The organism is Fusobacterium ulcerans (genome assembly GCF_003019675.1).
GTDB classification, from domain to species: Bacteria; Fusobacteriota; Fusobacteriia; order Fusobacteriales; family Fusobacteriaceae; genus Fusobacterium_A; species Fusobacterium_A ulcerans.
The window spans coordinates 2,730,807-2,752,496 of record NZ_CP028105.1; the positions used below are offsets into that span (position 1 = coordinate 2,730,807).

Below are 21,690 nucleotides of genomic sequence, written 5' to 3' on the forward strand. Positions count from 1 at the left end.
GGTATTTGTTAATCAGCAATCAATATTTCTTGCCAGTATTTATTCTGTAGGTCAAGAGTGTCATGAATATCTCTCAATACTTGAGTATTTTTTAGATCTTCTATTTGGAACAGAGGTTCTACTTCCATTAATTCTCTAGCAGGAATATTAATAGATGGTGTTTCTAATATATCTGCTAATTGAGCATATATTTCTGGTCTGTGGATAAATTCGATAAACTTGTAAGCATTCTCTTTATGAGGAGCATTGCTGAGAATAACAAATGAATCTACATAAGCAGTTCCGCCTTTTTCAGGAATAATGAAATCAACTTTTTTTCTTTCATCTGCATCAAGTTCTCTAAATATGTTGTCAGGATATCCTTGTACTACCCAGAAATCACCACTGGCAAATCCTTTTCCAAAAGATTCAGAATCAAATTTAGCTATATTTTTTTTCCATCCTTTTACCATTTCAGCAGCATCAGCTATATCTTTTTCATTAGATGTAGTCTGATCTTTTCCATTCATAGCAAGAGCTGATGTCATAACTTCTCTCATATCATCTAAAAGAGTCATTCTTCCTTTTAAATCACTTCTGTTGTAAATAGAATAATCTCTTGGATAATCTTTTACATAGTCTTTATTAACTGCAATAACAGTAGCTCCCATTACATAAGGAACTTCATAATCATTGTTTTTATCAAAATATTGAAGCTTTTCAAGTACCAAAGGATCTATATTTTTTAATGTAGATAATTTACTTTTATCAAGTTTGTCTATCATTTTTTCTTTCATCATAATTTCAGTATAGTCAGCTGATGGAAGTACAATATCATATCCAGCTCCACCTGCTTTTAGTTTTGTAAACATTTCCTCATTAGAAGAATAGATGTCTTCAATAACTTTTATACCAGTTTCTTTTTCAAATGCCTGATAAGTTTCCTTTGGAATATAATCAGCCCATCCATAGATGTATAAAGTATTTTCATCTTTGTTGCTCTTTCCACAAGAAATCAAAGTGAAAGCCAAAGTTAATAGTAATAGTATTTTTTTCATTTATCAATCCTCCTAAGTTCATAATCTTTTAATATTTTAATATAGAATAGACATTAAGTCAATTAAATTTCATATTAGTGGTAGAGAGAAATTTCAGTTAAAATCTTTGAAATGTCCTCAGCAAAGTATGTTTTTGGTTTAACTTTAAGTGCCATATTTTCCAGATAAATAAAAGATTTAACAACTGGATATATTTCATTGTTGAAAACCATTCCATATTTCATTCCTGTTTTAAAAGAACGCATTATATTTTTACTCATGCTGTCTTTTTGCAGATAACTTCCTTTTGAATTTTTGAAGATATTATTAATTTCTACAGTCAATATATTCATTTTTTCAGGATTAATTTTTATCTCTGCCATGTTGTTTAAAATATTTGGTATTTCAGAATAATTATATTTAGAAATAGCCGAAAGAAGTTTAAATAGATTTGTTCTTGTTTCATCTTTTACTGAAGAAAGAACATTACAGTCTTGGAAATATATATAACCGTCACTTCCGAGAATGATATTTCCCATATGGAGATTATTGTGGAAAGTACCTATTTTTAAAATAAAGAAAAGCTGGATTCTTATTACTTCTAAAACATCTTTATAGCTGAGCCTTCTATTTTCAAGCATTTGATAAAAATATGTTCCATATGTATATTTGCTCACCAGCATAATATCTGATGTAAGATAAGCATATATAGATGGAAATCTTAGCCTTGCAAAACCTTTGTAGTCACTATATTGAGAAAGATAATCTTTTAAAAGTTCTGTACTTTTTATTTCGTTGTTAAGATTAAGTTTCTGTTCTGTCACTTTTTTTAGATTTTCCATTATTTCAACTGTTTTGTATTTTCTGTTGAATCCAGGATAGAACCATGAGAAAAATCTTAATTCTTTTTCCAGAGAAATAACTTTTTTTGTAAAATTCTTTTTAGCATTTTCATTAACAGCTTTTATAGTAATCTCTATACCGTTTTTCAGGCATCCTTTGAAAAGATAATTTATATCTGAATAAGAATATGAGTCATTGTCATAATATTCCATCTGTGACAGAAGAGGACTTTTTTTAGGAAGCAGAGTCAAAAGGTGTCTGTCTTCTTTTTCAGTGTCAGATGTTTGAAATCCAGAAAGATAAATACATTTTTCTATATCTATGACATCAAATCTTGAAGAATATTCCTGAGCTATTCGAATCCCCAGTATTCCAAGTTTTGTAATGATATTTGGGTTAGGAAGTTTTCTAGAGTGGAAAGACGAAACTAACCTTATGAAATTTAGCAAAAGCATACTAATTTCCTCCTTAGTGTAATACAATATTTGTACAACTAATTATAGCTCATATTTTGTTTAAAGTAAATATTAAGAAGGAGAAGGGGTATAAATTAAAGTCCTAATTTTGAATAAATTATGATATAATTACTGTAGGAAAATTTTAAAAAATAATCAAAAGAGTTTTAGGAGGAACAGTGGACTACATTAACAGTCTAGAAAATAATACAATAAAAAAAATAAAGAAACTTAAAATAAAAAAATACAGGGAAGAGGAACAACTTTTTATAGCAGAAGGAAGAAAATTTCTTGATTTTACTTTTGAACCTGAAATAATAGTTTTCAGAGAAAATTATGAAATAGCTGGAGAGATAGAGGAAAAATTAGAAAAATTTCAATGCCGAAAGATAATTGTCTCAGAAAAAGTTTTTGGACAGCTTACTTCTCAGGAAAATTCACAGGGAGTAATAGTAGTCTATCCATATATTAAGGGCTCGCTGGAAAAGTTGCAGAAGAATATAGTGGTTCTTGATAAAATAGGAGATCCCGGAAATCTGGGAACTATTATAAGAGTAGCTGATGCAGCTGGATTTAAAGATATAATTCTGACAAAGGGAAGTGTAGACTGCTATAATGAAAAAGTTGTAAGAAGCAGTATGGGTTCTATTCTTAATATGAATATACTTTATATGGAAGAAGAGGAGCTTATCACTTTTCTAAAAAGAGAAGGCTATAAGATAGAAGTTACAGCATTGGATAAAGATTCTGTTTCTTATACTGAAATGAAGCTTACAGAGAGAAATGCAATAGTATTTGGAAGTGAAGGAGATGGGGTATCTCAGAATTTCCTGAAAATGTGTGATGAAAAAATAATAATACCAATCTATGGAATAGCAGAATCTTTGAATGTAGCTATGGCGTGTGGGATAATTTTATATAAGACTAAGGAGATACTGGGGGAATAGAGGATGACTAAGTACAAACATTTAGAGAAAAAAGAGCTTTTTAGAAATAATCATATTACAGTTTATAGTGAAAAATTGCAGCTTCCAAATGAAAAAATTGTAGACTGGACATTTACAGGGAAAAAGGAAGCAGCAGGAATAGTGGCATCTTTTGATGATGATACAATACTTATGGTAAAGCAGTACAGACCAGCAGTAAAAAAAGTCACTATGGAGATACCAGCAGGACTGGTAGAAGAGGGAGAAGATCCTCAAGAGGCAGCTTTAAGAGAGCTGGAAGAGGAAACCGGATATAAGGCTGGAAAAATAGAAAAAATGTGTGAATTTTACAACAGCCCTGGAATAACAGATGGAAAGTTTTATATTTATTATGCTGAAGAATTAAAAAAAACTCACCAGCACCTAGATGATGATGAGTTTTTAGAAGTTGAAAGAATACCTATAAAAGATATTAATATAACAAATCTCTCAGATGCCAAAACAATGCTGGCAGTGAGCTTTATAAATCACAAGAGACGTTAAGCTTTTTTCTGATTGTGTTTGAATGTATAGTAGGCAATACCTATAATTATAGCTCCACCTAGAAGGCTCAGCATATCAGGTATTTCATGGAAGAATATAAATCCTAGTATAATACCAAAAACAATAGCTGAATAATTATAAATAGATACCTCTGTAGCTTTTGAATATTTATAGGCGTAAGTTATACCAAATTGACCTACAGAAGCAAAGAGCCCGGTAGCTAATAAAAGCATAAGCTGAGTTGAATCAGGGACAATATAGTCATTAAGAACAAATGGAAGAGTTCCCAGCACTGATACAATAGAAAAATAAAATACAATAGTATCAGGACTTTCCTTATCCTTCAGATATCTAAGGAGGGTATAGGCAATTCCAGCAGCAGCGGCAGATAACAGCCCAGCAATACTTGGAATTATACTCAGAGAAAATTCAGGTTTTATAACCAGTAATGCTCCGCCAAATGTGATAAATATACCAATGATCTGCTCTTTATCTATTTTTTCTTTTAAAAAGAGGCAGGCCATAATAGTGACAAATATTGGTGACAGCTTTCCAAGCATAGTGGAATCAGCAAGAGTCAGATGACTTATAGCATAGAAGTTAAGTATAACTCCAGCAAGTCCAAATCCTGCTCTCGCAAGAAGAGCCAACTGATTTTTTCTTTGTCCAAAAACAGGAGCAGAGGATTTCTTAATCAGATAAAATGCTATAACAAGGCTCACCAGATTTCTAAAAAATACTTTTTCAAATAATGGAATATCTTTTAGGTATTTTACAGTAACACTCATAAATGTAAATCCTAAAGCGGATATAAGCATGGATAATACGGCTTTGGTTTTGTTTGACATAGTTAAACATCCTTTCTATAAATAAATTTAAGATTAAAGGGGGAAGATTTTGAAAAAATTATCATTCTTTGTAATACTGACAATATTATTTTCAGGATGTATGTTTTCCCGAGCAGAGATTAGGAGAGATGAAAAAATCTCTAGATATTTTACAATGGGAGAGGCAGTAGATAGTGCCAGTGCCAAAAAATATGGGATAGATAATACACCTTCAAAACAGCAGGCAGCTAATATAAGATATACAGCTGTAAGGCTGGATAAATTTAGAAAACTGCTGGGAAGACCAATTCAGGTAAGCAGCTGGTATAGAAGCAGCCGTGTGAATAGGAGAGTAGGCGGCTCAGATAGTTCTGCTCATCAAAGTGGACTTGCTGTTGATATAATGTTGAAAAAAGGTTCAGCATACAAAGAGTTTCAAAAAGTAATGAAATCTTCATTAAGTTATGACCAATTAATATATTACCCTAAAAGAGGACATTTGCATATAGGTTTTCGAAAAAATATGAAAAAAGAAAGACAGCAAGTAATGATAAAATAGGAGAAAAGATGAGAATAGAAGAGATATTAGAGAAAGAAAAATTAACTAGAGACGACTTGATTACTCTTATGAAAATAACTGATTCTAAAGAATTGGATATGCTTTATAAAAAAGCTTATGAAGTAAAAACAAAAGAGGTAGGAAGAAAAGTTTATTATAGAGGACTTATAGAAATAAGTAATATATGTATAAAAAACTGTAATTATTGTGGAATAAGAAAAGGAAACTGTAAAACTGAAAGATTTTCTATGTCTAAAGAAGAGATAATGAAGGGGGTAAAATGGATTTATGAAAATAATTATGGTTCATTGGCACTTCAATCTGGAGAGAGACAGGATGATGAATTTACTGATTTTATAGAAGATATAATAAAAGAGATAAAAAAGCTTTCTAACGGGAGGCTGGGGATAACTCTTTCACTGGGAGAGCAGTCTTATGAAACATATAAAAGATGGTTTGATGCAGGAGCACATAGATATCTGTTGAGAATTGAAAGTACAAATGAGGAGCTGTTTAAGAAGCTTCATCCTCAAGATGGGAAACATACCTTCGAGGTTAGAAAAAAATGTTTAGAATATTTAAGAAATATAGGATATCAAGTAGGAACAGGAGTTATGATAGGACTTCCAGGTCAAACTGAAGAGGATTTAGTAGATGATATTCTTTTTTACAGAGATATGAAAATAGATATGATAGGAATGGGACCATATATAATTCACAAGGACACACCATTGGGACAGGAATGGGAACATATAGTGCTTCCTAAAGAAAAAAGAGTGGAACTTGGATTGAAAATGATAGCTATAACAAGAATATTCCTAAGAGATGTAAATATAGCAGCTACTACAGCATTGCAGGGCTTGGACTCACATGGAAGGGAAAAGGGGCTTCTGGCAGGTGCTAATATACTTATGCCGACTGCTACATTAGAGGAGCATAAGAAAAAATATCTTCTTTATGATGATAAGCCCGGTATAGAAGACAGTGTTGAAAAATGCAGAGATGACATGGATATGAAAGTAAAATCTATTGGTGATGAAATAGTATATGGAGAATGGGGAGACTCGCTTCATTTTAAAAGAAAGAAAAAATAAAAGTAAAAAATAAAAGTATAGCTAAAATAAAAAATGAAATTATGTGAGATAAAAAAGTGAAATAAACAAAAAAAGAAGCTGGATCTTAGGATCCAGCTTCTTAAAAATAAAGATTAATTCATTTTGTCTGTTAAAGTTTTTCCAGCTTTGAATTTTACAGTCTTCTTAGCTTCTATTTTGATTTCTTCACCAGTTTTAGGGTTTCTTCCCATTCTTTCAGCTTTTTGAACTACTTCAAATTTTCCCCATCCAATAAAGTTTAATTCATCACCAGATTTTAGTACTTCTTCGATCTCTGTTAAAATAGCGTCAACTTTTCTTTCTGATTCAGCTTTAGAAACAAATATCCCTTTTTCAAATAAAGCTTTTGCAAAATCCTTTTTTGTCATTATAAATTTCCTCCTAAAATAAAACTAAAAAAATACAAGTTCCTAATTTATATCATATAATCCAGATATTTTCAAATTTTTTTTTATAATTTTTTAAAATATTTCTTTTGATATTTTTAAAAAACATAGTAGAATATAGTCAGCGATAAATAAAATATAAGATTTCAGAAAAGAGAGAGGTAAAAGAATGATGAAGAAAAAATGTTTGGTGCTATTTCTGATGTCAATAATTTTTTTCTCATGCAGCCGTGTTAATTACAAAATAGATGATAAATCTTATCAGGCTAAAGGGAAAGACAGTAGAATAAAATATATTGTTCTGCATTATACAGCAACGAATGATGAGGTGGGGATAAGAGCTTTAACCGGTCCAAATGTCAGTTCTCATTATTTAATAACTTCTAAAGCAGAAGATCCAACATATGCTTTAGTCCCTCACAATGAGAGAGCATGGCATGCTGGAGTGAGTGAATTTGCTGGAAGAAGCAATATTAATGATACATCTATTGGTATAGAAATAGTAAACATTGGAATAAAAGCTATTCCAGGTGCACCAAAATACGATGGATTTTTCAGACCATATGACGAGTATGTAGATTTTGATGATGCACAGATAGAAAAAGCAGCAGCCCTATTAAAAGTTTTAATAAAAGAATATAATATAAAACCAAAATTTATTGTGGGACATTCAGATGTAGCCCCACTAAGAAAAATTGATCCAGGTCCGAAATTTCCTTGGGAAAGACTGTACAAAGAATATAATATAGGGGCATGGTATGATGAAAGCGATAAAATCTTCTTTATGAATCAGACTTTATTTGATGTAACTCCTGTACATGAAATAAAAGATGAGCTTAGAAAATATGGCTATAAAATCAACACTACTGATGAATGGGATGAAGAAAGCAAAAGGGTAGTATACAACTTTAAAGCACACTTTAATCCAAAAATGTTAAGTGAAGAAATGGACTTAGAAAGCTTTGCTATTTTGAAAGCTCTGAACAAGAAATATAAATAAGTGAGTTAAGAATTGTATGAAAGTATATAAATAAGCAACTTTTTTAAAAAAATTTGCTTGTATAAAATGCTAATTAGTGGTAAAATAGAGCCGTAGTAAAACCTTAATTTATAAATTAAACACTAAGTTTTTAACACTTTTCAAAAATTTTAGGGTTTGTTTGTTCTTAATGGTTTTAATTTTCTTAAAATTTTTGGAGGTGCTTTAAATGCTAAAAGGAACTGTAAAATGGTTTAACAAAGACAAAGGGTTTGGATTTATTTCTGGTGAGGATGGAAACGATTATTTCGTACACTATTCTAACATCAACTCAAAAGGATTTAGATCTTTAGAAGAAGGACAAGCTGTAACTTTCGAAGTTACTGAAGGAAACAAAGGTCCAGTTGCTTCTAATGTAACTGTAGCATAGTTTAAATTTGCTGAAAAAATTTGTAGGGTACCAGCAGGTGCCCTATTTTTTCTTGGTGGGAATGATTAATGGAGGGATAAAATGAAAAAAGGATATAATAAAAAAGAAAAAAAATCTCATACTTTTATCATTAATACAGCAGTAAAAATATTTCTGTTTCCACTTTTTATTTTTGGCATCCTGTTAAGAGAGTATGATAGAATATTTAAGAAAAGTAAAATTAAGAAAAGAACGGAAGGATTATGGTATTAAAGATATAAGAAATATCTTTACAAAATACTATGTTTATGATAAAATAAAATTCTTGTGTGCACAGGTGGCGGAATGGTAGACGCGTAAGGTTGAGGTCCTTATTGGTAGTTTTCCAGTGAGAGTTCAAGTCTCTTCCTGTGCACCATGTATACTCACACCAAAAAAAATGATATATATATATTTTATAAATAAAAAACTAACAGATAACTTTAAGTTTTAGATTTGGATGAATATGAATAATTGAATAGTAAGATTAAGGAGAAATTAAATTTTCTCCTTTTTATTTTATAAAATAAAAAATAGGTCGATAAAAAGACTGCGTAAAGATAATTAATATGTTGATAGAGAAATTATTTAGGAGTAAGTTTACTTTTTTAGTTGCTTTTTTATGGTATAATAAAAAATAAAAACATCTTTGGAGAACCTGATTTATGAAAAAAATAGCAATAGCATTAATTACAGTGTTTATAATGCTGGGGTGTGGTAAAGTAAGAGAGGAAGATTCAGAAAATTAGAAAAAGCTGGATTTGAATTATTTGAAAAGAGAACTCCAATAAGTCATAAACAGTATAATATGATTAGTGACAGTTATTTTTATTATCGTAAATATTGTTAAACTTTATTTTAATTAAATATCTAAAAAATAAGAGTTTAATTTTAAAGGATGAAAAATCAAAATATTACAAAAAGACAATTATTATTGACATAAAGTTATCAATGATTGGTTGCATGTAAAGTAATAATTATGGTAGAATGAGACATAATTACAGAACTTTATTACAAAAATTTAAAGGAGTGTATATCAGCAATGAAAAGAATAGTATTGATTTCAGGTATTATTATTTCTAGTTTTACTTATGGATAGAGATTCAGCAAGGGTTGAAAGAATTTCCTTTGATATGTAAAGTAATATTAGCAAAGAAAAACAATTAGAAAAGTACATGAATTTAAAATTTTAAACAAAGTGAGGCTTTATGAAGATGGAAAAAAATAAACTGTTTATAATACCTGTTGTAATTTTATTATGTATAGCTGCTGTAGCCTATTATAATAGATACACATTTTATCAATTTTTACCTGCTCAACTTGATGATAATTATAGTACTGTAAATGGAATTATGATGAATGGTAAAGATCAAATACCATTTACTGGAAGACTTAAAACAGATTTGGGAAATCGAATTGAAATTTATTCGTATAAAGATGGAAAACTGGATGGACTTAATGTTGCCTACCAAAATGGCAAAATTAAAGAAATAGGACATTGGAAAGATGGTATGCAAAATGGAGTATTTAAACTTTATACAGAAAAAGGAATTCTAGTTGATGAGGCAACATTTAAAAATGAAAAAAGAGATGGAATTACTAAACAATATTATGATGATACTGGGAATATAAAAGTAGAGGTATATTATAGTGAAGGTGTTTTAAATGGACTGGCAAAGGAATATTATCAAAATAAAAAGCTGTATCGAGAAATTATTTATAGTTATGGAAAAAGAGAAGGATTAACTAAGGAATATTATGAAAACGGCAAGACAAAAATAGAGATGTATTATGAGCTAGATGTGCCAAATGGTTCGTATAAAATGTATGATATTAATGGGCAGATTCAACTGGAAGGAAGATTTGAAAATGGGGAATTTGTTCCTGAATCTAATGAAGAAATAAGTATAGAAGAAATTAGAAATGAGTGATTCATTTGGTTCTTTTTGAATTTTCTGATATAATATCTTGAAATATATTTTAGTAAGAAAAAACTATGTATAAATATATTAAATGCATGGTCGCTATATTCCAAATTTTATTATATTTAGACTAAATAAAAAAGGGGAGAGATTAATGAAAAAACAAGTTATGCTTGGAAGCATAGGAGTTATACTAATATTAGTATTTTTTATGGCATTTACATCATTCTATACAGTAAAAACTGGTGAAGTAGCAATTATTTCCAGTTGGGGAAAAATCACAAGAATTGACAGAGAAGGGTTGAATTTTAAAATACCTGTTGTTCAAACAAAAGAAATGCTTGTAACAAGAGATAAAATATATAGTTTTGACAACATGTCAGTAAGTACTAAAGATATGCAGTCAATAGTTTTAGATCTTACTGTGCAAAGTGCAGTTTCTGATCCTGAAAAACTTTATAGATCATTTAGAGGAATGCATGAAATGAGTTTTATTATACCAAGAACAAAAGAAGTGGTACAAGCATCAATCAGTAAATATACTATTGAAGAGTTTGTTTCAAAAAGACAGGAGTTAAGTAAAATAATATATGAAGATCTGAAAGATGATTTTAATGCTTATGGATTATCTGTATCAAATGTTTCTATAACAAATCATGATTTTTCAGTAGAATATGAAAAAGCTATTGAGGCTAAAAAAGTTGCTGAACAGGAAGTAGAAAGAACTAGATTTGAGCAGGAAAAATTCAGAGTAGAGGCAGAGAATCAAGTATTATTGGCTGAGTATAAGTTAAAAGAAAAAGAACTTCAAGCAAAAGCCAATCAGGTGGAAGCTGAATCATTGTCACCAATGCTGCTAAAAAAACTGACTATAGAAAAATGGAATGGAAAACTTCCACAGGTAAGTGGTGGGGATAATGCTCCAATAATAAGATTAAATGATTAATATGAAGAGTAAGGAAAACAGATAAATAATATTTTGAGATGACATACTTTAATAAAATTTAGATTTTATAAAAAATCAGAATAATAAAATTAAAGATAAAAACATAACATTGAAAATGAAAGAAAGTAGTAAAATCAGAAACTATTTCTATAATTTTTATTAAAAAAACAAATATTATGATATAATAAATTGTATATTAATACAAAAGAAATGGTAAAATATATTATTTTAAAAGAATAAAGTATATTTTTTCCAATTAAAATAGGGGGAAAGGGAAAATATGCCGAAATTGATTCTGGGTATAGTGGTAATGTTATGTAGTTATGTTGGATATAAAAGTAAGAAAATACATATACAATTAATTTCTCTTTTTCTTATTATTCTGGCAATACTTTATAGAATCTACAGGTAGAAAGCACTGATTTATCCTTTCACTAAAAATAAGACTGCAAATAATTAAAGACATCTTTGGGGAGGAAGCTTATGAAATGTGAAAAGTGTAATAATCTGGTTAAAAGGACTTTAGCAGATAATTGCGTCAGCAGGTTTAAATTCTATAAGACGGTTGCATATTATTGTGATCACTGTGATAAAATATATATTCTGGAAAAATATAAAGATGCCATAGCCGGGAATAAGTATGATGGGGAATTAGAGTGGCTGAGAGATCAGAATCCATATTTGAATAAATGATATAGATAAAATAAAAATAAAGGAACAGGAAAATATTTCCCTGTTCCTTTTATTCTGTCAAAGCTTCTTTGATGGAATCAAGAAGTTCTAAAAGTCTTTTTTCCTCAGAATCTGCTATTTCTTTTTGAGAAGTATGTATATAGAAAGCACCCATTTCACTATTAGATATATAGGAAGCGTGAGATTTCAAATATCCTTCCATCTCTTCAAATGACATAGTAGTAAGAGTTTTAGCAGTAATTTCTTCTCTCCCTTCTAAAATTATTCTGTTATTAGTCAATAAATATGCTTTTTCAACAGTAGCTAAGCATTTGCTGTGTTTATAGGCAATAAACCCTCCAAACATATTTTCTATTTCAGTGAAAAATTTAAAATTCCCTACCCACATTTTTTTAACTACACCAGAAATTTCTTTTGATGAATCCTTCATAAATACCTCCTGTTTGATATTCTTCAGCTGCATTATTTATTATACACTTATTTTGTAAAGAAATCAAAAAAGGATAAAAATTTAATTGAAGGTAGGTATAGATTCAGTGGTGTAAAAGAATAATATAAATTTTAAAAGTTATCTTTAAAAAACAAAAACCAGGAGAAGATTTTCTGCCTGGCTTCATAAATTATACAGCATCATATTCATTAGTAAAAGTTTTAAGTTTTTTCTTTATTCTCTGAATAGCATTATCTACTGATTTAGGGTCTCTTCCTGTTTTATCAGCAATTTCCATGTATGTCATTTCAATAAGCATATAATCAAAAATTTCATTCTCCATTTTACTTAAATTTGTTTTTAAATATTTTTTTAGAGCTCTAAATTTTTCCTTGCTTAAATAAATTTCTTCAGGATTGCAAAAATTAAATGATTTGCTTGAATATGCAGGTGCTGCATTATAATCATAGGAATTTTCATTATTATTTACAGCCATATTTAAAATTTTATATTTTCCACTATTAGAACTTTTTATTGCAGTGATCAACTGTCTTTTTATACATAGAATAGCAAAAGTTTTAAAAGAAGCCTGTCTGTTTGCTTCGTAGCCATTTATAGCTTTTAAAAGACCAATCATTGCCTCTTGAAGTACATCATCTTTATCTCCTCCATAAAAGAAATATTTTTTAGTTTTTAGAAGCATTATCCCTTGAAATGATTTGAAAATTTCCTGAATAGCTTCCTCACTACCTGCTTTTGCCTTTTCAATCAAATGTAAACTTACCATAAAGACCACCTCCATAAATTTAAAGGTAAATCTCCCCCAGTTATATAATATAAAAACAATATTAAAAAGGATTCTCTTAGTATATTATATTACATAAAAGCAAAAAAAGCAAATTATTGGACAAAATAAAAATTTTTAATGTATACAATTTTGAACAAAATTAAATGAAAAAATATATTTTAGAATTTGATATTATTCTTTAAAAAACAAAATTTCATCATTTCTAGCGATTAAAAATATATCCAGAAATAATAAAAAGGACAGTAGATATAATTCCATTGAGTATAGCATAAGGGACCTGAGTTTTAATATGGTCTATATGATCAGCACCAGCAGCCATAGAGGAAAGTACAGATATATCAGATACAGGTGAACAGCTTCCTCCCATGAGAGCTCCTGATACAACAGAAGATACAGTGAGTACCATATGACTTCCTGTGACAGATGACATTTGAAGTCCAACAGGCATCATAAGAGCAAAAGTTCCCCATGAAGTACCAGTAGCGAAAGATATAACAGCTGAAAGAATGAAGATAACAGTAGGCTCAAATATTCTGTGGATTCTTCCATTGATAAGAGCAGCAAAATATTTACCAATGTTAAGCTGTGAAGCTATCTCTCCAATAGTGAAGCTCATAGCTAGAAGTATGATGACAGGAGCCATATTTTCAGCTCCTTTGTAAAAATAAGCCATAAATTCCTTACCACTCATTATTTTTTTTACAACTATGTAATAGAATGCAGTACAGATAAGGGCAGCAGAAACAGCCCAATACACTGAAATAGAACCTGAACCATGAATCATATTTCCATTTCCAGTTACATAAAGTCCAACAGGCATCATTAAAATAACAACCAAAAGAGGTAATACCATATTCATAAAATCAGGCTTCATGCTTTTTCTCATTAAATTTTGGCTTCCACTGGTATCAATGAGGGGAGTTCCTTCATCCCTTACAAGTTTTCCTGTAGTTTTAGCTCTGTCAGAAGCTTTTTTCATAGGTCCCCAGTGTTTTCCTATAAAAATATAAAAAAGAAGCGTCAGCAAAGTTACCCATGGATAGAAATTAAAGGGAATACTTTTTATTAATATTTCAGAAGGATTTCCACTGATAGTACCAGCAGCTATCTGCACTCCAATTATACCAATGAGAGTCGCCCCCCATCCATTGAAAGGAAAGAGTCCGCAGATTGATGTACATACAGATGCACTTTCATAAGAAAGTTCTTCACTGGAAATTTTATATTTATCAGAAAAGGCCTTGGCAATAGTACCAGAAACCAGAATATTAATAGATGATTCAAAAAATAAAACTAATCCTATCAGATACGATAGGAAAAGAGCATGTTTTTTATTTTTAACGACTGAAGTTTTTTCAGTAAGGGAGTGAACTACTCCGTTTACACCTCCAGAAGCTTGTAAAAGTATAACAAGTGCTCCAGCGAGGAGGGAAAAAGCAATTACTTCAGCATTTCCTCTTACCTGTGTCATAATATCAGTCATACTTTTAACAAAAGCAGCAAAGATATTTCCATTGGTTAAGATTATATTTCCTAGTATAATTCCTGCAAAAAGTGAAACTAAAGTCTCTCTAGTAATTATTGTAAGAACTGCTGCAACTATTACTGGCAGTACATTTAAAAAACCATGCTCCATAATCTTTCCCCCTAAAAGAACATTATTAATTCAATAATACACGTTTTCTTTTAAATATACAAGTAAATCATTTATATTATAAAAAATAATATATTGTATACGAAACAAGAAGGATATACTGAATGTATAGAATGGATAAAAATATGAAATAAGTTATAAAAAAAGGAGACTGCAAGCAGAAATATAATTCAGCTTTTAGTCATCCTTATGTTAAATATTTATTTAATAATTTTTTCTACCTTACCATTTTTGAATATAGCTTCGTTAGTAATTTTACCATCTCTTGAATATTTTCTAAATAGCCCGTCAAACTGGTTGTCTACAAAAGTATATTCTCCTTCCAGTTGCCCGTTGTCATAATAAATCTTTGAAACACCATTGATTTTATCTTCAACAAAATTAACAATATTTTTTACCTGTCCATTTTCATAATAAATTTTTGATTCTCCATGAGCTTTACCATTTTTATAATTATATTCACTTTCTAGTTTGCCGCTTTCATAGTATGCTTTTACCAATCCATTGTATTCACCATCAAGATAATTATTTTCTTCTTTTAGATTACCGTTTTCATAATATACTTTTCCTTCTCCCTGAAGTACATCATCAATGTAATTTTCTAAGTATTGCAACTGTCCGTTAGGATAGTAGTATTCAATAGGACCATTTCTTTTATCTTCTTTAAAATTTACAAGACTTCTTAATTGACCATCTAAATAATAAATTTTTGAAACACCATCAATTTTATCATTAACATAAGAAGATTCATTTTCCAGCTGTCCATTTTCAAAATATATTTTAGCTTCTCCATTTAATTGACCATCTTTAAATGTTCCTTCGAAAGCTACCTGCCCATTAGGGAAATATTCTTTTACAATACCTTCATATTTTCCATCTTTAAAATTTTCTTCAGATCTTATTTTACCATCTTCATATTTATCAGTTAGTTTTCCAGTAAAAGGTTTTTTCTCATTAATAATATAAACTATTCCATCTCTCATATCTTTTTTAGAAGCATCAACATCTCTTTTTCCAATATTACAGCTGATCATTAAGATAAAAAGAGAAAAAATTATTATAATTTTCTTCATAAATAAGTCTCCTTTGTTTTCTTACTATTATATCATACAAAAATAGTTTAGAGGGAGATTTTAAAAGATATGGAAATTATTTTCTTGAATTATAGACGGCAATTTGTTCATTAAAAATTAAAAAAAATTATATAATTTGATTTTATGGTATAAATAGTATATTATAGAAGGGAAGAATATTCATAAAGCATAAAAAGGAGGAGATTTTGTGGAAAATTTTAAGATAGTACTTTTGTTAAAATTGATAAGTGGAGCAGAATACAATACAGAGGCCTCAAAATTATTGCTGAATAAATATGAAATTAATGAAGAAAATTATTTGAAAATAGCACTAAAAGAAGACTACATAAAAATATATGACATACAGCAAGGAACAGTGAAAGAACTTAAAGAAATATTGAAAAATGCAGGTCTGGTACAAACTGGCAATAAAGAAATGCTTATCCAAAGAGTTACTGAAAATATAGGTGAAGATGAACTTAAAAAGTATTTTGGAAATGATAAGTATAAACTAACTCCATTGGGAAGAAAATTTCTAAAGGATAATATCGAAGAGTTAGAAGAGGTATTAGCTGGGAATGGAGAAAAGGGAAATAAAGAAGCTGTTGAAGAAATTCTAGTTGAAGAAAAAATTGAAGAAACTCCAATAGAAGCTGTAGAAAAGGTTGAAGTTGAAGAGGAAATAATAGAAGAAGTTCCAACAGAGATTATAAAAGAGACAGAGATAAAAGAGGAAACAGTAAAAGGAACAGAAGAAATCAAAGTAGAAGTTAAAGAAGAGATAAAAGAAGAAGTTAAAGAAAAAGCAATAAAAGAAGAAAAGATAGTTGAACATAAAGATAAATTTGCTAATAATTATATAATAGCAGGGATTATAATTATTGTAGCAGTAGTATGTATAAATATGTTTCTATAATAATTAAAAATGGAAAAATGATATTTAAAGTGAAAAGCCTCTTAGATTAATTCTAAGAGTTTTTTTGTTTTAATGTATAAAGCTAATTTATAGTAACAGCTATTTTGAAACGTAAAGAAAATGTAAATGATTTTTTGCTTTTTATGAGAAATTTTCTCAAAATATTGTAATTTTATATAGCATATGTTATTATATATTATATAATGATGAGAAAAAGGAGGAAGATATGTTGATTCAATTTAGTTTTAAAAATTTCAAATCTTTTAGAGATGAAGTAACTCTTGATATGACAGCTTCTTCAATTAAGGAATATTCTGATAAAATAATTGAAGATAATGGAAATAAATATTTAAAAATTACAGCTATTTATGGAGCAAATGCAAGTGGAAAATCAAATGTAATAGAAGCTTTTTCTCATATGAAAAATATTATAATGAATTCATTTAATTCAGAAGCTAAATGGCAAAATATTCCTTTAAAAAGATTTGCTTTTAATGAAAAAAGTAAAAATTCTGAAAGTATGTTTGAAGTATTTTTTAAAAACAATAATGAGGTTTATCAATATGGTTTTGAATTAGATAGTTCTAAGATAAGAGAAGAATGGCTATATAAGAAAAAAAGTAATAAATCTGAAAAATTTGAATTATTATTTGCTAGAGAAAATGATAAATTTGAATTGTCTAATGGATTAAAAATCTATTCTGAAATGTTGAATGGCATTTCAGAAAAAACATTAATTTTATCGTTTTTAGCTAATATAAAAATAGAAGATATAAAAAATGTTTATGATTGGTTTAAAGAAACTAAAGTTTTAAATTTAGGTGATCCCTTTATTGATACAATAAGGTCTTCTTTTCTACCAGCCGAATTACTAAAAAATAATTTAGAAGAAAGAGATAATTTTAATAAATTTTTAGCTGATATAGATGTTGGAATAAAAGATATAAAAATAGAAGAAGAGGTAACAGAAGAAAAGAAAAGATATAAAGCTTTTTCTATGCATTTAAATAATGATACTCAAAAGGAGGAATATCTTCCTTTGAAAGAGGAATCAGATGGAACATTAAAAATGATTTCTCTCTATTCAGATTTAAAAAAATGTTTAAACAATGGAGGAACTATTTTTATAGATGAACTTGATGCTAAATTGCATCCTCTTTTAAGTAAATATATAGTTCAAATATTTCATAATAAAAATACAAATCCTAAAGACGCTCAATTAATTTACACTACACATGATGTTATAAATTTGAAAAAAGAAAATTTTAGAAGAGATGAAATATGGTTTGTAGAAAAGAACAAGGAAAATGTTTCAGAGCTTTATTCATTGGTAGAGTATAAAGTTGAAAATACAAAGGTTAGAAATGATGCCAGCTACGATAAAGATTATTTGTTAGGAAAATATGGAGCACTGCCGATTTTAAAAGAGTTTGAAGTTGGTGAAAAATAATGGGATTTGACAACTTGCATAAAAAAAGACAAGGAAATTTAAAAAAGAGAAAAGAAAATATTAAAGAAGTAGAGCCACTTAGATTTTTGATTGTTTGTGAAGGGAAAAAGACAGAACCTAATTATTTTGAGCCACTAAAAAATCAAATTAATGCAAAATATAGACCCGATCTTATAAATTTAAAAGTAGAATGCATAGATATTGTAGGTGCAGGGAAAAATACTGAATCTTTAATAGATTATACAATAAAATTAAGAGATAATGCTAACATTAACTATGGAAATGTATGGTGTGTTTTTGACAAAGATTCTTTTACTTCTAATCAATTTAATAATGCTATCAGTAAAGCTGGTAATGAAAATATAAAAACAGCATGGTCTAATGAAGCGATAGAGTTATGGTTTTTATTACATTTTGAATATCTAAATACTGGAATAGGAAGAGAACAATATATAGAAAAACTTAATGGGCATTTTAAAAAATATAAGATAAATAAAGGAAAATATGAAAAAAGTCTAAATGATATTTACCAAATTCTGGAAAAATATGGAAATTATGATAATGCTGTAAAATATGCTAAAAAATTAGAAAAAATAAATTTAAAAGAAACACCTGCTAAAAGTAAACCAATGACTAAAGTTTATGAATTAGTAGAGGAGTTAAAGGTATTGCTAGAAAAATAATTAAAATAAATTAAAAATATAAAAGCCTTTTGGATAATTCTAAAGGGCTTTTTACTATATGACAAAAGATAGAAAGTATTCTATATAGAATATAAGCATAGATTAAAGGAGATATGGTATAATGGAAAAAAGAATAAAATAATATAAGGAGTATATTATGAAGAGAGAAGTTGAAAATCAATTAGATCAAAAACTAATAGATGCTATTGTAAAATTTAACAGTCTATTAAGAGAAAGTTTCATAAAAAAGGAAAAAATTTCTCTTAAAATAGATGTTCCTAAATTTGAACCAAAGGAACTTACAAACTATAGAGAATTAAAAACTGCAATAGAATGTTTGAGGCATAACTATAGAGAAATGCTCAGATATATAAAACTGGATAACTACACACCTCTTCTTAAAATAGTGTTTTTATATGAAGAAGAAAATTCTTTTCCAGTTATATTGAATTTAGATTTACAACAATATTTGGAATCAGATTTTTTTGTGGGAAAAGAAATTCTTAATATAAAAAAAATAATGTAAAGCATTTTTTTATAAAAAATATATTATCTTTTTATTTTTTATTTTTTATTTTCAAAAAAATTATAAAATTAAATGGTATTATTTTTTTAAATATTAAAACTATTTTAGTAAAAGATAATACTATTTGAAATAAATATACATTAATGAACTAAAAATAGCAGAGATGATTTTTGAAAAAATATTATAATAAACAGTATAATTTGATAAATTAAAAAAAGAAATGAAAAAATATAATAGGTAATTTAATGAATTCAATAGAAATAAGATGAATCAATTTAGAATAACATCAGGATAAATTCTGGTGTTTTTTTATTTTTTGTAAAGATATTATTTGAAATGATGTAAAAAAATATTTTTATTGTTGCTATTTTACTGTAAAACTGGAATGAAAATAAGCGAGAAATTAAAAAATGAGTATGTTTATTAAAAAAGTTCTTAAAACTAAAAAATCAATTTTTTTTAAAATAATTTATATACAAGGATAGGATGTTGTGCTAATATAGATAACGTTACATTAAAAAAATAATTTAAAAAATTAAAAAATGGTTTTTAAAGAGTACTAAGTATAAAAAAGTTCGCATATATTATTATAAAATTGAAGGAGCGTAAAAGATGGACAGGAAAAAAAGTACAAAAGATTTGTCATCCTACTGGAGAAAAAAGAAAGTCTTGAGGATATTCATATGCCAGTACAAAGGATCAGCTTCAAAAATTTAGAAACCAAATTTTTACTTAATTTTATAAAAAAATAAACTTACTTGGAGAAGAGGAAAAGAGAATGGATAAGGTTAAAATGCTGGGAATATACGAAGAAGGATATGGAGTTGTAGCAAAAAAAGTAATGAGGGACAAAACTTTAAATATTTTATCAAAAGCTGTCTATGCCTATATATGCAGTTATACTGGAAAAGGAAAGGATGCCTTTCCATCGCAAAATTTGATATGCAGAGATCTGGGGATAGGAAAAAGTACACTGGTAAAATATATCAAGGAATTAAAAGACAGAGGATATGTCCAGCATAAAGAAAAAGGGAAGTTTGCCCAAAATCTATATACTGTAAATGCTATACCGTGTATAGTTTCGTCGGATACGGTAGAAACCGATACGAATCCTACCGCACGCGGTCAGGTGAACACTAATAATAACAGTCTTAATAATAACAAAAAGAATAATAATAACATAAAAGATAAAAAGATAAATAATACACACACAGAGGTGGAAGAGAAAGCTGATGATAGTGCAGAACATAAAAATGAGATTGAGAAAGAAAAATTAAGTGATGCGCCTATGGAGATACAGGATATATTAAAAAAATATAAAGAGCTGGGACTGCCAGAGTATAACTACAGACCAGATAACTATGTAATCTTGGGAGTATGGAGAGAATTAGGAGCTGTAAAGCTTTTTGAAGCACTGACACTGATGTCGGAGTCTGAGTTTGTAAAAAACAACATGAGCGTCAACAGTATTTTCAAGATAGAAAACCTAAAGAAAGCCATGAATGGAAATTTTAAAGATAAAGAAAACAAGGGCAAAAAGAAGAACAGCTCCAAAAAAGAATTTAAAAGACCAGAATATAAAGATTTTACTGAAAAGTTGATAGATGGTGCTTTAAATGGAACATTAGGGGGAAATAAAAATGATGAAATGTAAATATTGCAATAAAGATTATGTGAGAAATGAAAATAGATATTTGGAACTATTTCCTGAAAGCCTTAGGAAAAATGTGGAATATATTCCAGCCTGTGACTGTCTGGAAAAGGAAAAAGAAAGGGAAATGGAGGAATTGGAAAGAAAAAGAGTTCATGAATGTATAAAAAATAAAGTGAAAAAATATGAAGAAATTTCTGTCATAGATAATAAATTTTTGGAAAGCAGATTTGAAAATGCAGATATGAGCAGTAAATATATGCAGTTGGGAAAGAAATATGCAGAGAATTTTCTGAAAAAAGACAAGCAGATAGGATTGTTGTTTTATGGGGGAGTAGGAACAGGAAAGACTTTTACTACAGCCTGTATAGCAAACTATCTCATGGAAAGAGGAAAGACAGTATTGGTAATAAATCTGGGGCTATATCTCAATAAAGTGGGGAGAGATTGGGGAGAAGCTGAAAAAAGATTTTTAGAACAGGTAGAAAAGTGTGATCTGATAATCATTGATGACTTTGGTACTGAAAAAGATCTGGATGAGAATCAATCCTGCTGGAGAGCTGAAAAGATATATAATCTCATAGATGCAAGGTACAGAAGTAATAAACCTTTGATATTATCTACAAATCTGATTTTCGATAGAGATGAAAAAATATGTGAACTAACTAAGAGGTTTTCTGTACATGGACAAAATAGGATAAGGGACAGAATAACAGATATGTGTTTTCCTGTAAAAGTAGCAGGGAAGAGCAAAAGAGGAATGACTCAAGAGGCATTTATAGAATTTATCTCATAAAAAACAAAAAAGGATTTAATAAAAAATAGATTAAAAGGGAGAATT

Annotated in this window: 24 protein-coding genes and 1 tRNA gene; 17 read left to right on the top strand and 8 right to left on the bottom strand. The window is 28.6% G+C overall.

Annotated features, from left to right (window positions below):
• Window positions 1-8: 8 nt before the first annotated feature.
• Both C4N20_RS12705 and C4N20_RS12710 read right to left on the bottom strand, forming a co-directional pair.
• A complete protein-coding gene (locus C4N20_RS12705) occupies window positions 9-1,037 on the bottom strand; it encodes an extracellular solute-binding protein (protein WP_005976936.1) in 1,029 nt (342 codons plus the stop codon).
• A gap of 74 nt (window positions 1,038-1,111) precedes the next feature.
• Window positions 1,112-2,314, bottom strand: a complete 1,203-nt coding sequence (locus C4N20_RS12710; protein WP_005976938.1) for an AarF/UbiB family protein — start codon at window positions 2,312-2,314, stop codon at window positions 1,112-1,114.
• 179 nt (window positions 2,315-2,493) lie between these two features.
• Here C4N20_RS12710 and C4N20_RS12715 point away from each other — a divergent pair, with 179 nt between their 5' ends.
• Both C4N20_RS12715 and C4N20_RS12720 read left to right on the top strand, forming a co-directional pair.
• Window positions 2,494-3,261, top strand: a complete 768-nt coding sequence (locus tag C4N20_RS12715; RefSeq protein ID WP_005976940.1) for a TrmH family RNA methyltransferase — start codon at window positions 2,494-2,496, stop codon at window positions 3,259-3,261.
• Between the two features lie 3 nt (window positions 3,262-3,264).
• A complete protein-coding gene (locus C4N20_RS12720) occupies window positions 3,265-3,783 on the top strand; it encodes an NUDIX hydrolase (protein ID WP_005976942.1) in 519 nt (172 codons plus the stop codon).
• On the opposite strand, the gene C4N20_RS12725 is transcribed toward C4N20_RS12720, so the two are convergent.
• Window positions 3,780-4,631, bottom strand: a complete 852-nt coding sequence (locus C4N20_RS12725) for a DMT family transporter (protein WP_005976943.1) — start codon at window positions 4,629-4,631, stop codon at window positions 3,780-3,782. The genes C4N20_RS12720 and C4N20_RS12725 overlap by 4 nt on opposite strands.
• A 49-nt stretch (window positions 4,632-4,680) precedes the next feature.
• Here C4N20_RS12725 and C4N20_RS12730 point away from each other — a divergent pair, with 49 nt between their 5' ends.
• Both C4N20_RS12730 and hydE read left to right on the top strand, forming a co-directional pair.
• Window positions 4,681-5,169: a D-Ala-D-Ala carboxypeptidase family metallohydrolase gene (locus C4N20_RS12730; protein WP_005976947.1), complete on the top strand. Its 489-nt coding sequence runs from the start codon at window positions 4,681-4,683 to the stop codon at window positions 5,167-5,169.
• An 8-nt stretch (window positions 5,170-5,177) separates the two neighbouring features.
• On the top strand, window positions 5,178-6,263 hold the full coding sequence (gene hydE, locus C4N20_RS12735) for a [FeFe] hydrogenase H-cluster radical SAM maturase HydE (protein ID WP_005976949.1): 1,086 nt from the start codon (window positions 5,178-5,180) through the stop codon (window positions 6,261-6,263).
• A gap of 113 nt (window positions 6,264-6,376) precedes the next feature.
• On the opposite strand, the gene C4N20_RS12740 is transcribed toward hydE, so the two are convergent.
• Window positions 6,377-6,652, bottom strand: coding sequence for an HU family DNA-binding protein (locus tag C4N20_RS12740; protein WP_005976950.1), 276 nt, complete (start codon window positions 6,650-6,652; stop codon window positions 6,377-6,379).
• 187 nt (window positions 6,653-6,839) lie between these two features.
• On the opposite strand from C4N20_RS12740, the gene C4N20_RS12745 reads away from it, so the two are divergent.
• From C4N20_RS12745 to C4N20_RS12775, 7 genes are all read left to right on the top strand, one after another.
• Complete coding sequence (locus tag C4N20_RS12745) at window positions 6,840-7,670, top strand: N-acetylmuramoyl-L-alanine amidase (protein WP_231940503.1); 831 nt, start codon at window positions 6,840-6,842, stop codon at window positions 7,668-7,670.
• Window positions 7,671-7,878: 208 nt separating this feature from the next.
• Window positions 7,879-8,079: a cold-shock protein gene (locus C4N20_RS12750; protein ID WP_005976955.1), complete on the top strand. Its 201-nt coding sequence runs from the start codon at window positions 7,879-7,881 to the stop codon at window positions 8,077-8,079.
• A gap of 81 nt (window positions 8,080-8,160) precedes the next feature.
• Window positions 8,161-8,331 carry a hypothetical protein gene (locus C4N20_RS16530; RefSeq protein WP_005976957.1) on the top strand — a complete coding sequence of 57 codons (171 nt, stop codon included), beginning with the start codon at window positions 8,161-8,163 and terminating at the stop codon, window positions 8,329-8,331.
• Window positions 8,332-8,389: 58 nt separating this feature from the next.
• A tRNA-Leu gene (locus C4N20_RS12755) sits at window positions 8,390-8,476 on the top strand.
• Between the two features lie 835 nt (window positions 8,477-9,311).
• Entirely contained in the window at window positions 9,312-10,028 is a 717-nt protein-coding gene (locus tag C4N20_RS12765; protein ID WP_005976959.1) for a toxin-antitoxin system YwqK family antitoxin, read from the top strand.
• A 145-nt stretch (window positions 10,029-10,173) separates the two neighbouring features.
• Window positions 10,174-10,965: a prohibitin family protein gene (locus C4N20_RS12770; RefSeq protein WP_005976962.1), complete on the top strand. Its 792-nt coding sequence runs from the start codon at window positions 10,174-10,176 to the stop codon at window positions 10,963-10,965.
• A gap of 483 nt (window positions 10,966-11,448) precedes the next feature.
• A complete protein-coding gene (locus tag C4N20_RS12775; RefSeq protein WP_005976964.1) occupies window positions 11,449-11,658 on the top strand; it encodes a hypothetical protein in 210 nt (69 codons plus the stop codon).
• A 49-nt stretch (window positions 11,659-11,707) separates the two neighbouring features.
• On the opposite strand, the gene C4N20_RS12780 is transcribed toward C4N20_RS12775, so the two are convergent.
• The 4 genes from C4N20_RS12780 to C4N20_RS12795 all read right to left on the bottom strand — a co-directional run bounded on the left by C4N20_RS12780 (window position 11,708) and on the right by C4N20_RS12795 (window position 15,623).
• Complete coding sequence (locus C4N20_RS12780; RefSeq protein WP_005976966.1) at window positions 11,708-12,088, bottom strand: hypothetical protein; 381 nt, start codon at window positions 12,086-12,088, stop codon at window positions 11,708-11,710.
• A gap of 190 nt (window positions 12,089-12,278) precedes the next feature.
• The gene (locus C4N20_RS12785; RefSeq protein ID WP_005976968.1) at window positions 12,279-12,875 is read right to left on the bottom strand and encodes a sigma-70 family RNA polymerase sigma factor; all 597 of its coding nucleotides are present in this window, start codon (window positions 12,873-12,875) and stop codon (window positions 12,279-12,281) included.
• 223 nt (window positions 12,876-13,098) lie between these two features.
• Window positions 13,099-14,532: a Na+/H+ antiporter NhaC family protein gene (locus C4N20_RS12790; protein ID WP_005976970.1), complete on the bottom strand. Its 1,434-nt coding sequence runs from the start codon at window positions 14,530-14,532 to the stop codon at window positions 13,099-13,101.
• Between the two features lie 218 nt (window positions 14,533-14,750).
• Window positions 14,751-15,623 carry a toxin-antitoxin system YwqK family antitoxin gene (locus tag C4N20_RS12795; RefSeq protein ID WP_005976972.1) on the bottom strand — a complete coding sequence of 291 codons (873 nt, stop codon included), beginning with the start codon at window positions 15,621-15,623 and terminating at the stop codon, window positions 14,751-14,753.
• A 208-nt stretch (window positions 15,624-15,831) separates the two neighbouring features.
• Here C4N20_RS12795 and C4N20_RS12800 point away from each other — a divergent pair, with 208 nt between their 5' ends.
• The 6 genes from C4N20_RS12800 (at window position 15,832) to C4N20_RS12825 (ending at window position 21,645) form a co-directional block, all read left to right on the top strand.
• Window positions 15,832-16,539 (top strand): SAP domain-containing protein, encoded by a 708-nt coding sequence (locus C4N20_RS12800; protein ID WP_005976974.1) that lies wholly within the window; start codon window positions 15,832-15,834, stop codon window positions 16,537-16,539.
• Window positions 16,540-16,765: 226 nt separating this feature from the next.
• Entirely contained in the window at window positions 16,766-17,989 is a 1,224-nt protein-coding gene (locus tag C4N20_RS12805) for an AAA family ATPase (protein WP_005976976.1), read from the top strand.
• Window positions 17,989-18,672: an RloB family protein gene (locus C4N20_RS12810; RefSeq protein WP_005976978.1), complete on the top strand. Its 684-nt coding sequence runs from the start codon at window positions 17,989-17,991 to the stop codon at window positions 18,670-18,672. The genes C4N20_RS12805 and C4N20_RS12810 overlap by 1 nt, the downstream gene beginning before the upstream one ends.
• A 157-nt stretch (window positions 18,673-18,829) precedes the next feature.
• Window positions 18,830-19,198, top strand: a complete 369-nt coding sequence (locus C4N20_RS12815; RefSeq protein WP_005976981.1) for a hypothetical protein — start codon at window positions 18,830-18,832, stop codon at window positions 19,196-19,198.
• A 778-nt stretch (window positions 19,199-19,976) separates the two neighbouring features.
• Window positions 19,977-20,852, top strand: a complete 876-nt coding sequence (locus C4N20_RS12820; RefSeq protein ID WP_005976983.1) for a helix-turn-helix domain-containing protein — start codon at window positions 19,977-19,979, stop codon at window positions 20,850-20,852.
• A complete protein-coding gene (locus tag C4N20_RS12825; RefSeq protein ID WP_005976985.1) occupies window positions 20,839-21,645 on the top strand; it encodes an ATP-binding protein in 807 nt (268 codons plus the stop codon). The genes C4N20_RS12820 and C4N20_RS12825 overlap by 14 nt, the downstream gene beginning before the upstream one ends.
• The last annotated feature ends 45 nt before the right edge of the window (window positions 21,646-21,690 follow it).

What these genes read in the sequence shown, in the direction of transcription:
- C4N20_RS12750 (WP_005976955.1), top strand. Translation starts at nt 7,879, where the DNA reads ATGCTAAAAGGAACTGTAAAATGGTTTAACAAAGACAAAGGGTTTGGA.
- C4N20_RS12745 (WP_231940503.1), top strand. Translation starts at nt 6,840, where the DNA reads ATGATGAAGAAAAAATGTTTGGTGCTATTTCTGATGTCAATAATTTTT.
- C4N20_RS12740 (WP_005976950.1), bottom strand. Translation starts at nt 6,652, where the DNA reads ATGACAAAAAAGGATTTTGCAAAAGCTTTATTTGAAAAAGGGATATTT.
- C4N20_RS16530 (WP_005976957.1), top strand. Translation starts at nt 8,161, where the DNA reads ATGAAAAAAGGATATAATAAAAAAGAAAAAAAATCTCATACTTTTATC.
- C4N20_RS12810 (WP_005976978.1), top strand. Translation starts at nt 17,989, where the DNA reads ATGGGATTTGACAACTTGCATAAAAAAAGACAAGGAAATTTAAAAAAG.
- C4N20_RS12825 (WP_005976985.1), top strand. Translation starts at nt 20,839, where the DNA reads ATGATGAAATGTAAATATTGCAATAAAGATTATGTGAGAAATGAAAAT.
- C4N20_RS12765 (WP_005976959.1), top strand. Translation starts at nt 9,312, where the DNA reads ATGGAAAAAAATAAACTGTTTATAATACCTGTTGTAATTTTATTATGT.
- hydE (WP_005976949.1), top strand. Translation starts at nt 5,178, where the DNA reads ATGAGAATAGAAGAGATATTAGAGAAAGAAAAATTAACTAGAGACGAC.
- C4N20_RS12805 (WP_005976976.1), top strand. Translation starts at nt 16,766, where the DNA reads ATGTTGATTCAATTTAGTTTTAAAAATTTCAAATCTTTTAGAGATGAA.
- C4N20_RS12705 (WP_005976936.1), bottom strand. Translation starts at nt 1,037, where the DNA reads ATGAAAAAAATACTATTACTATTAACTTTGGCTTTCACTTTGATTTCT.
- C4N20_RS12815 (WP_005976981.1), top strand. Translation starts at nt 18,830, where the DNA reads ATGAAGAGAGAAGTTGAAAATCAATTAGATCAAAAACTAATAGATGCT.
- C4N20_RS12710 (WP_005976938.1), bottom strand. Translation starts at nt 2,314, where the DNA reads ATGCTTTTGCTAAATTTCATAAGGTTAGTTTCGTCTTTCCACTCTAGA.
- C4N20_RS12785 (WP_005976968.1), bottom strand. Translation starts at nt 12,875, where the DNA reads ATGGTAAGTTTACATTTGATTGAAAAGGCAAAAGCAGGTAGTGAGGAA.
- C4N20_RS12775 (WP_005976964.1), top strand. Translation starts at nt 11,449, where the DNA reads ATGAAATGTGAAAAGTGTAATAATCTGGTTAAAAGGACTTTAGCAGAT.
- C4N20_RS12795 (WP_005976972.1), bottom strand. Translation starts at nt 15,623, where the DNA reads ATGAAGAAAATTATAATAATTTTTTCTCTTTTTATCTTAATGATCAGC.
- C4N20_RS12725 (WP_005976943.1), bottom strand. Translation starts at nt 4,631, where the DNA reads ATGTCAAACAAAACCAAAGCCGTATTATCCATGCTTATATCCGCTTTA.
- C4N20_RS12720 (WP_005976942.1), top strand. Translation starts at nt 3,265, where the DNA reads ATGACTAAGTACAAACATTTAGAGAAAAAAGAGCTTTTTAGAAATAAT.
- C4N20_RS12820 (WP_005976983.1), top strand. Translation starts at nt 19,977, where the DNA reads ATGGATAAGGTTAAAATGCTGGGAATATACGAAGAAGGATATGGAGTT.
- C4N20_RS12790 (WP_005976970.1), bottom strand. Translation starts at nt 14,532, where the DNA reads ATGGAGCATGGTTTTTTAAATGTACTGCCAGTAATAGTTGCAGCAGTT.
- C4N20_RS12780 (WP_005976966.1), bottom strand. Translation starts at nt 12,088, where the DNA reads ATGAAGGATTCATCAAAAGAAATTTCTGGTGTAGTTAAAAAAATGTGG.
- C4N20_RS12770 (WP_005976962.1), top strand. Translation starts at nt 10,174, where the DNA reads ATGAAAAAACAAGTTATGCTTGGAAGCATAGGAGTTATACTAATATTA.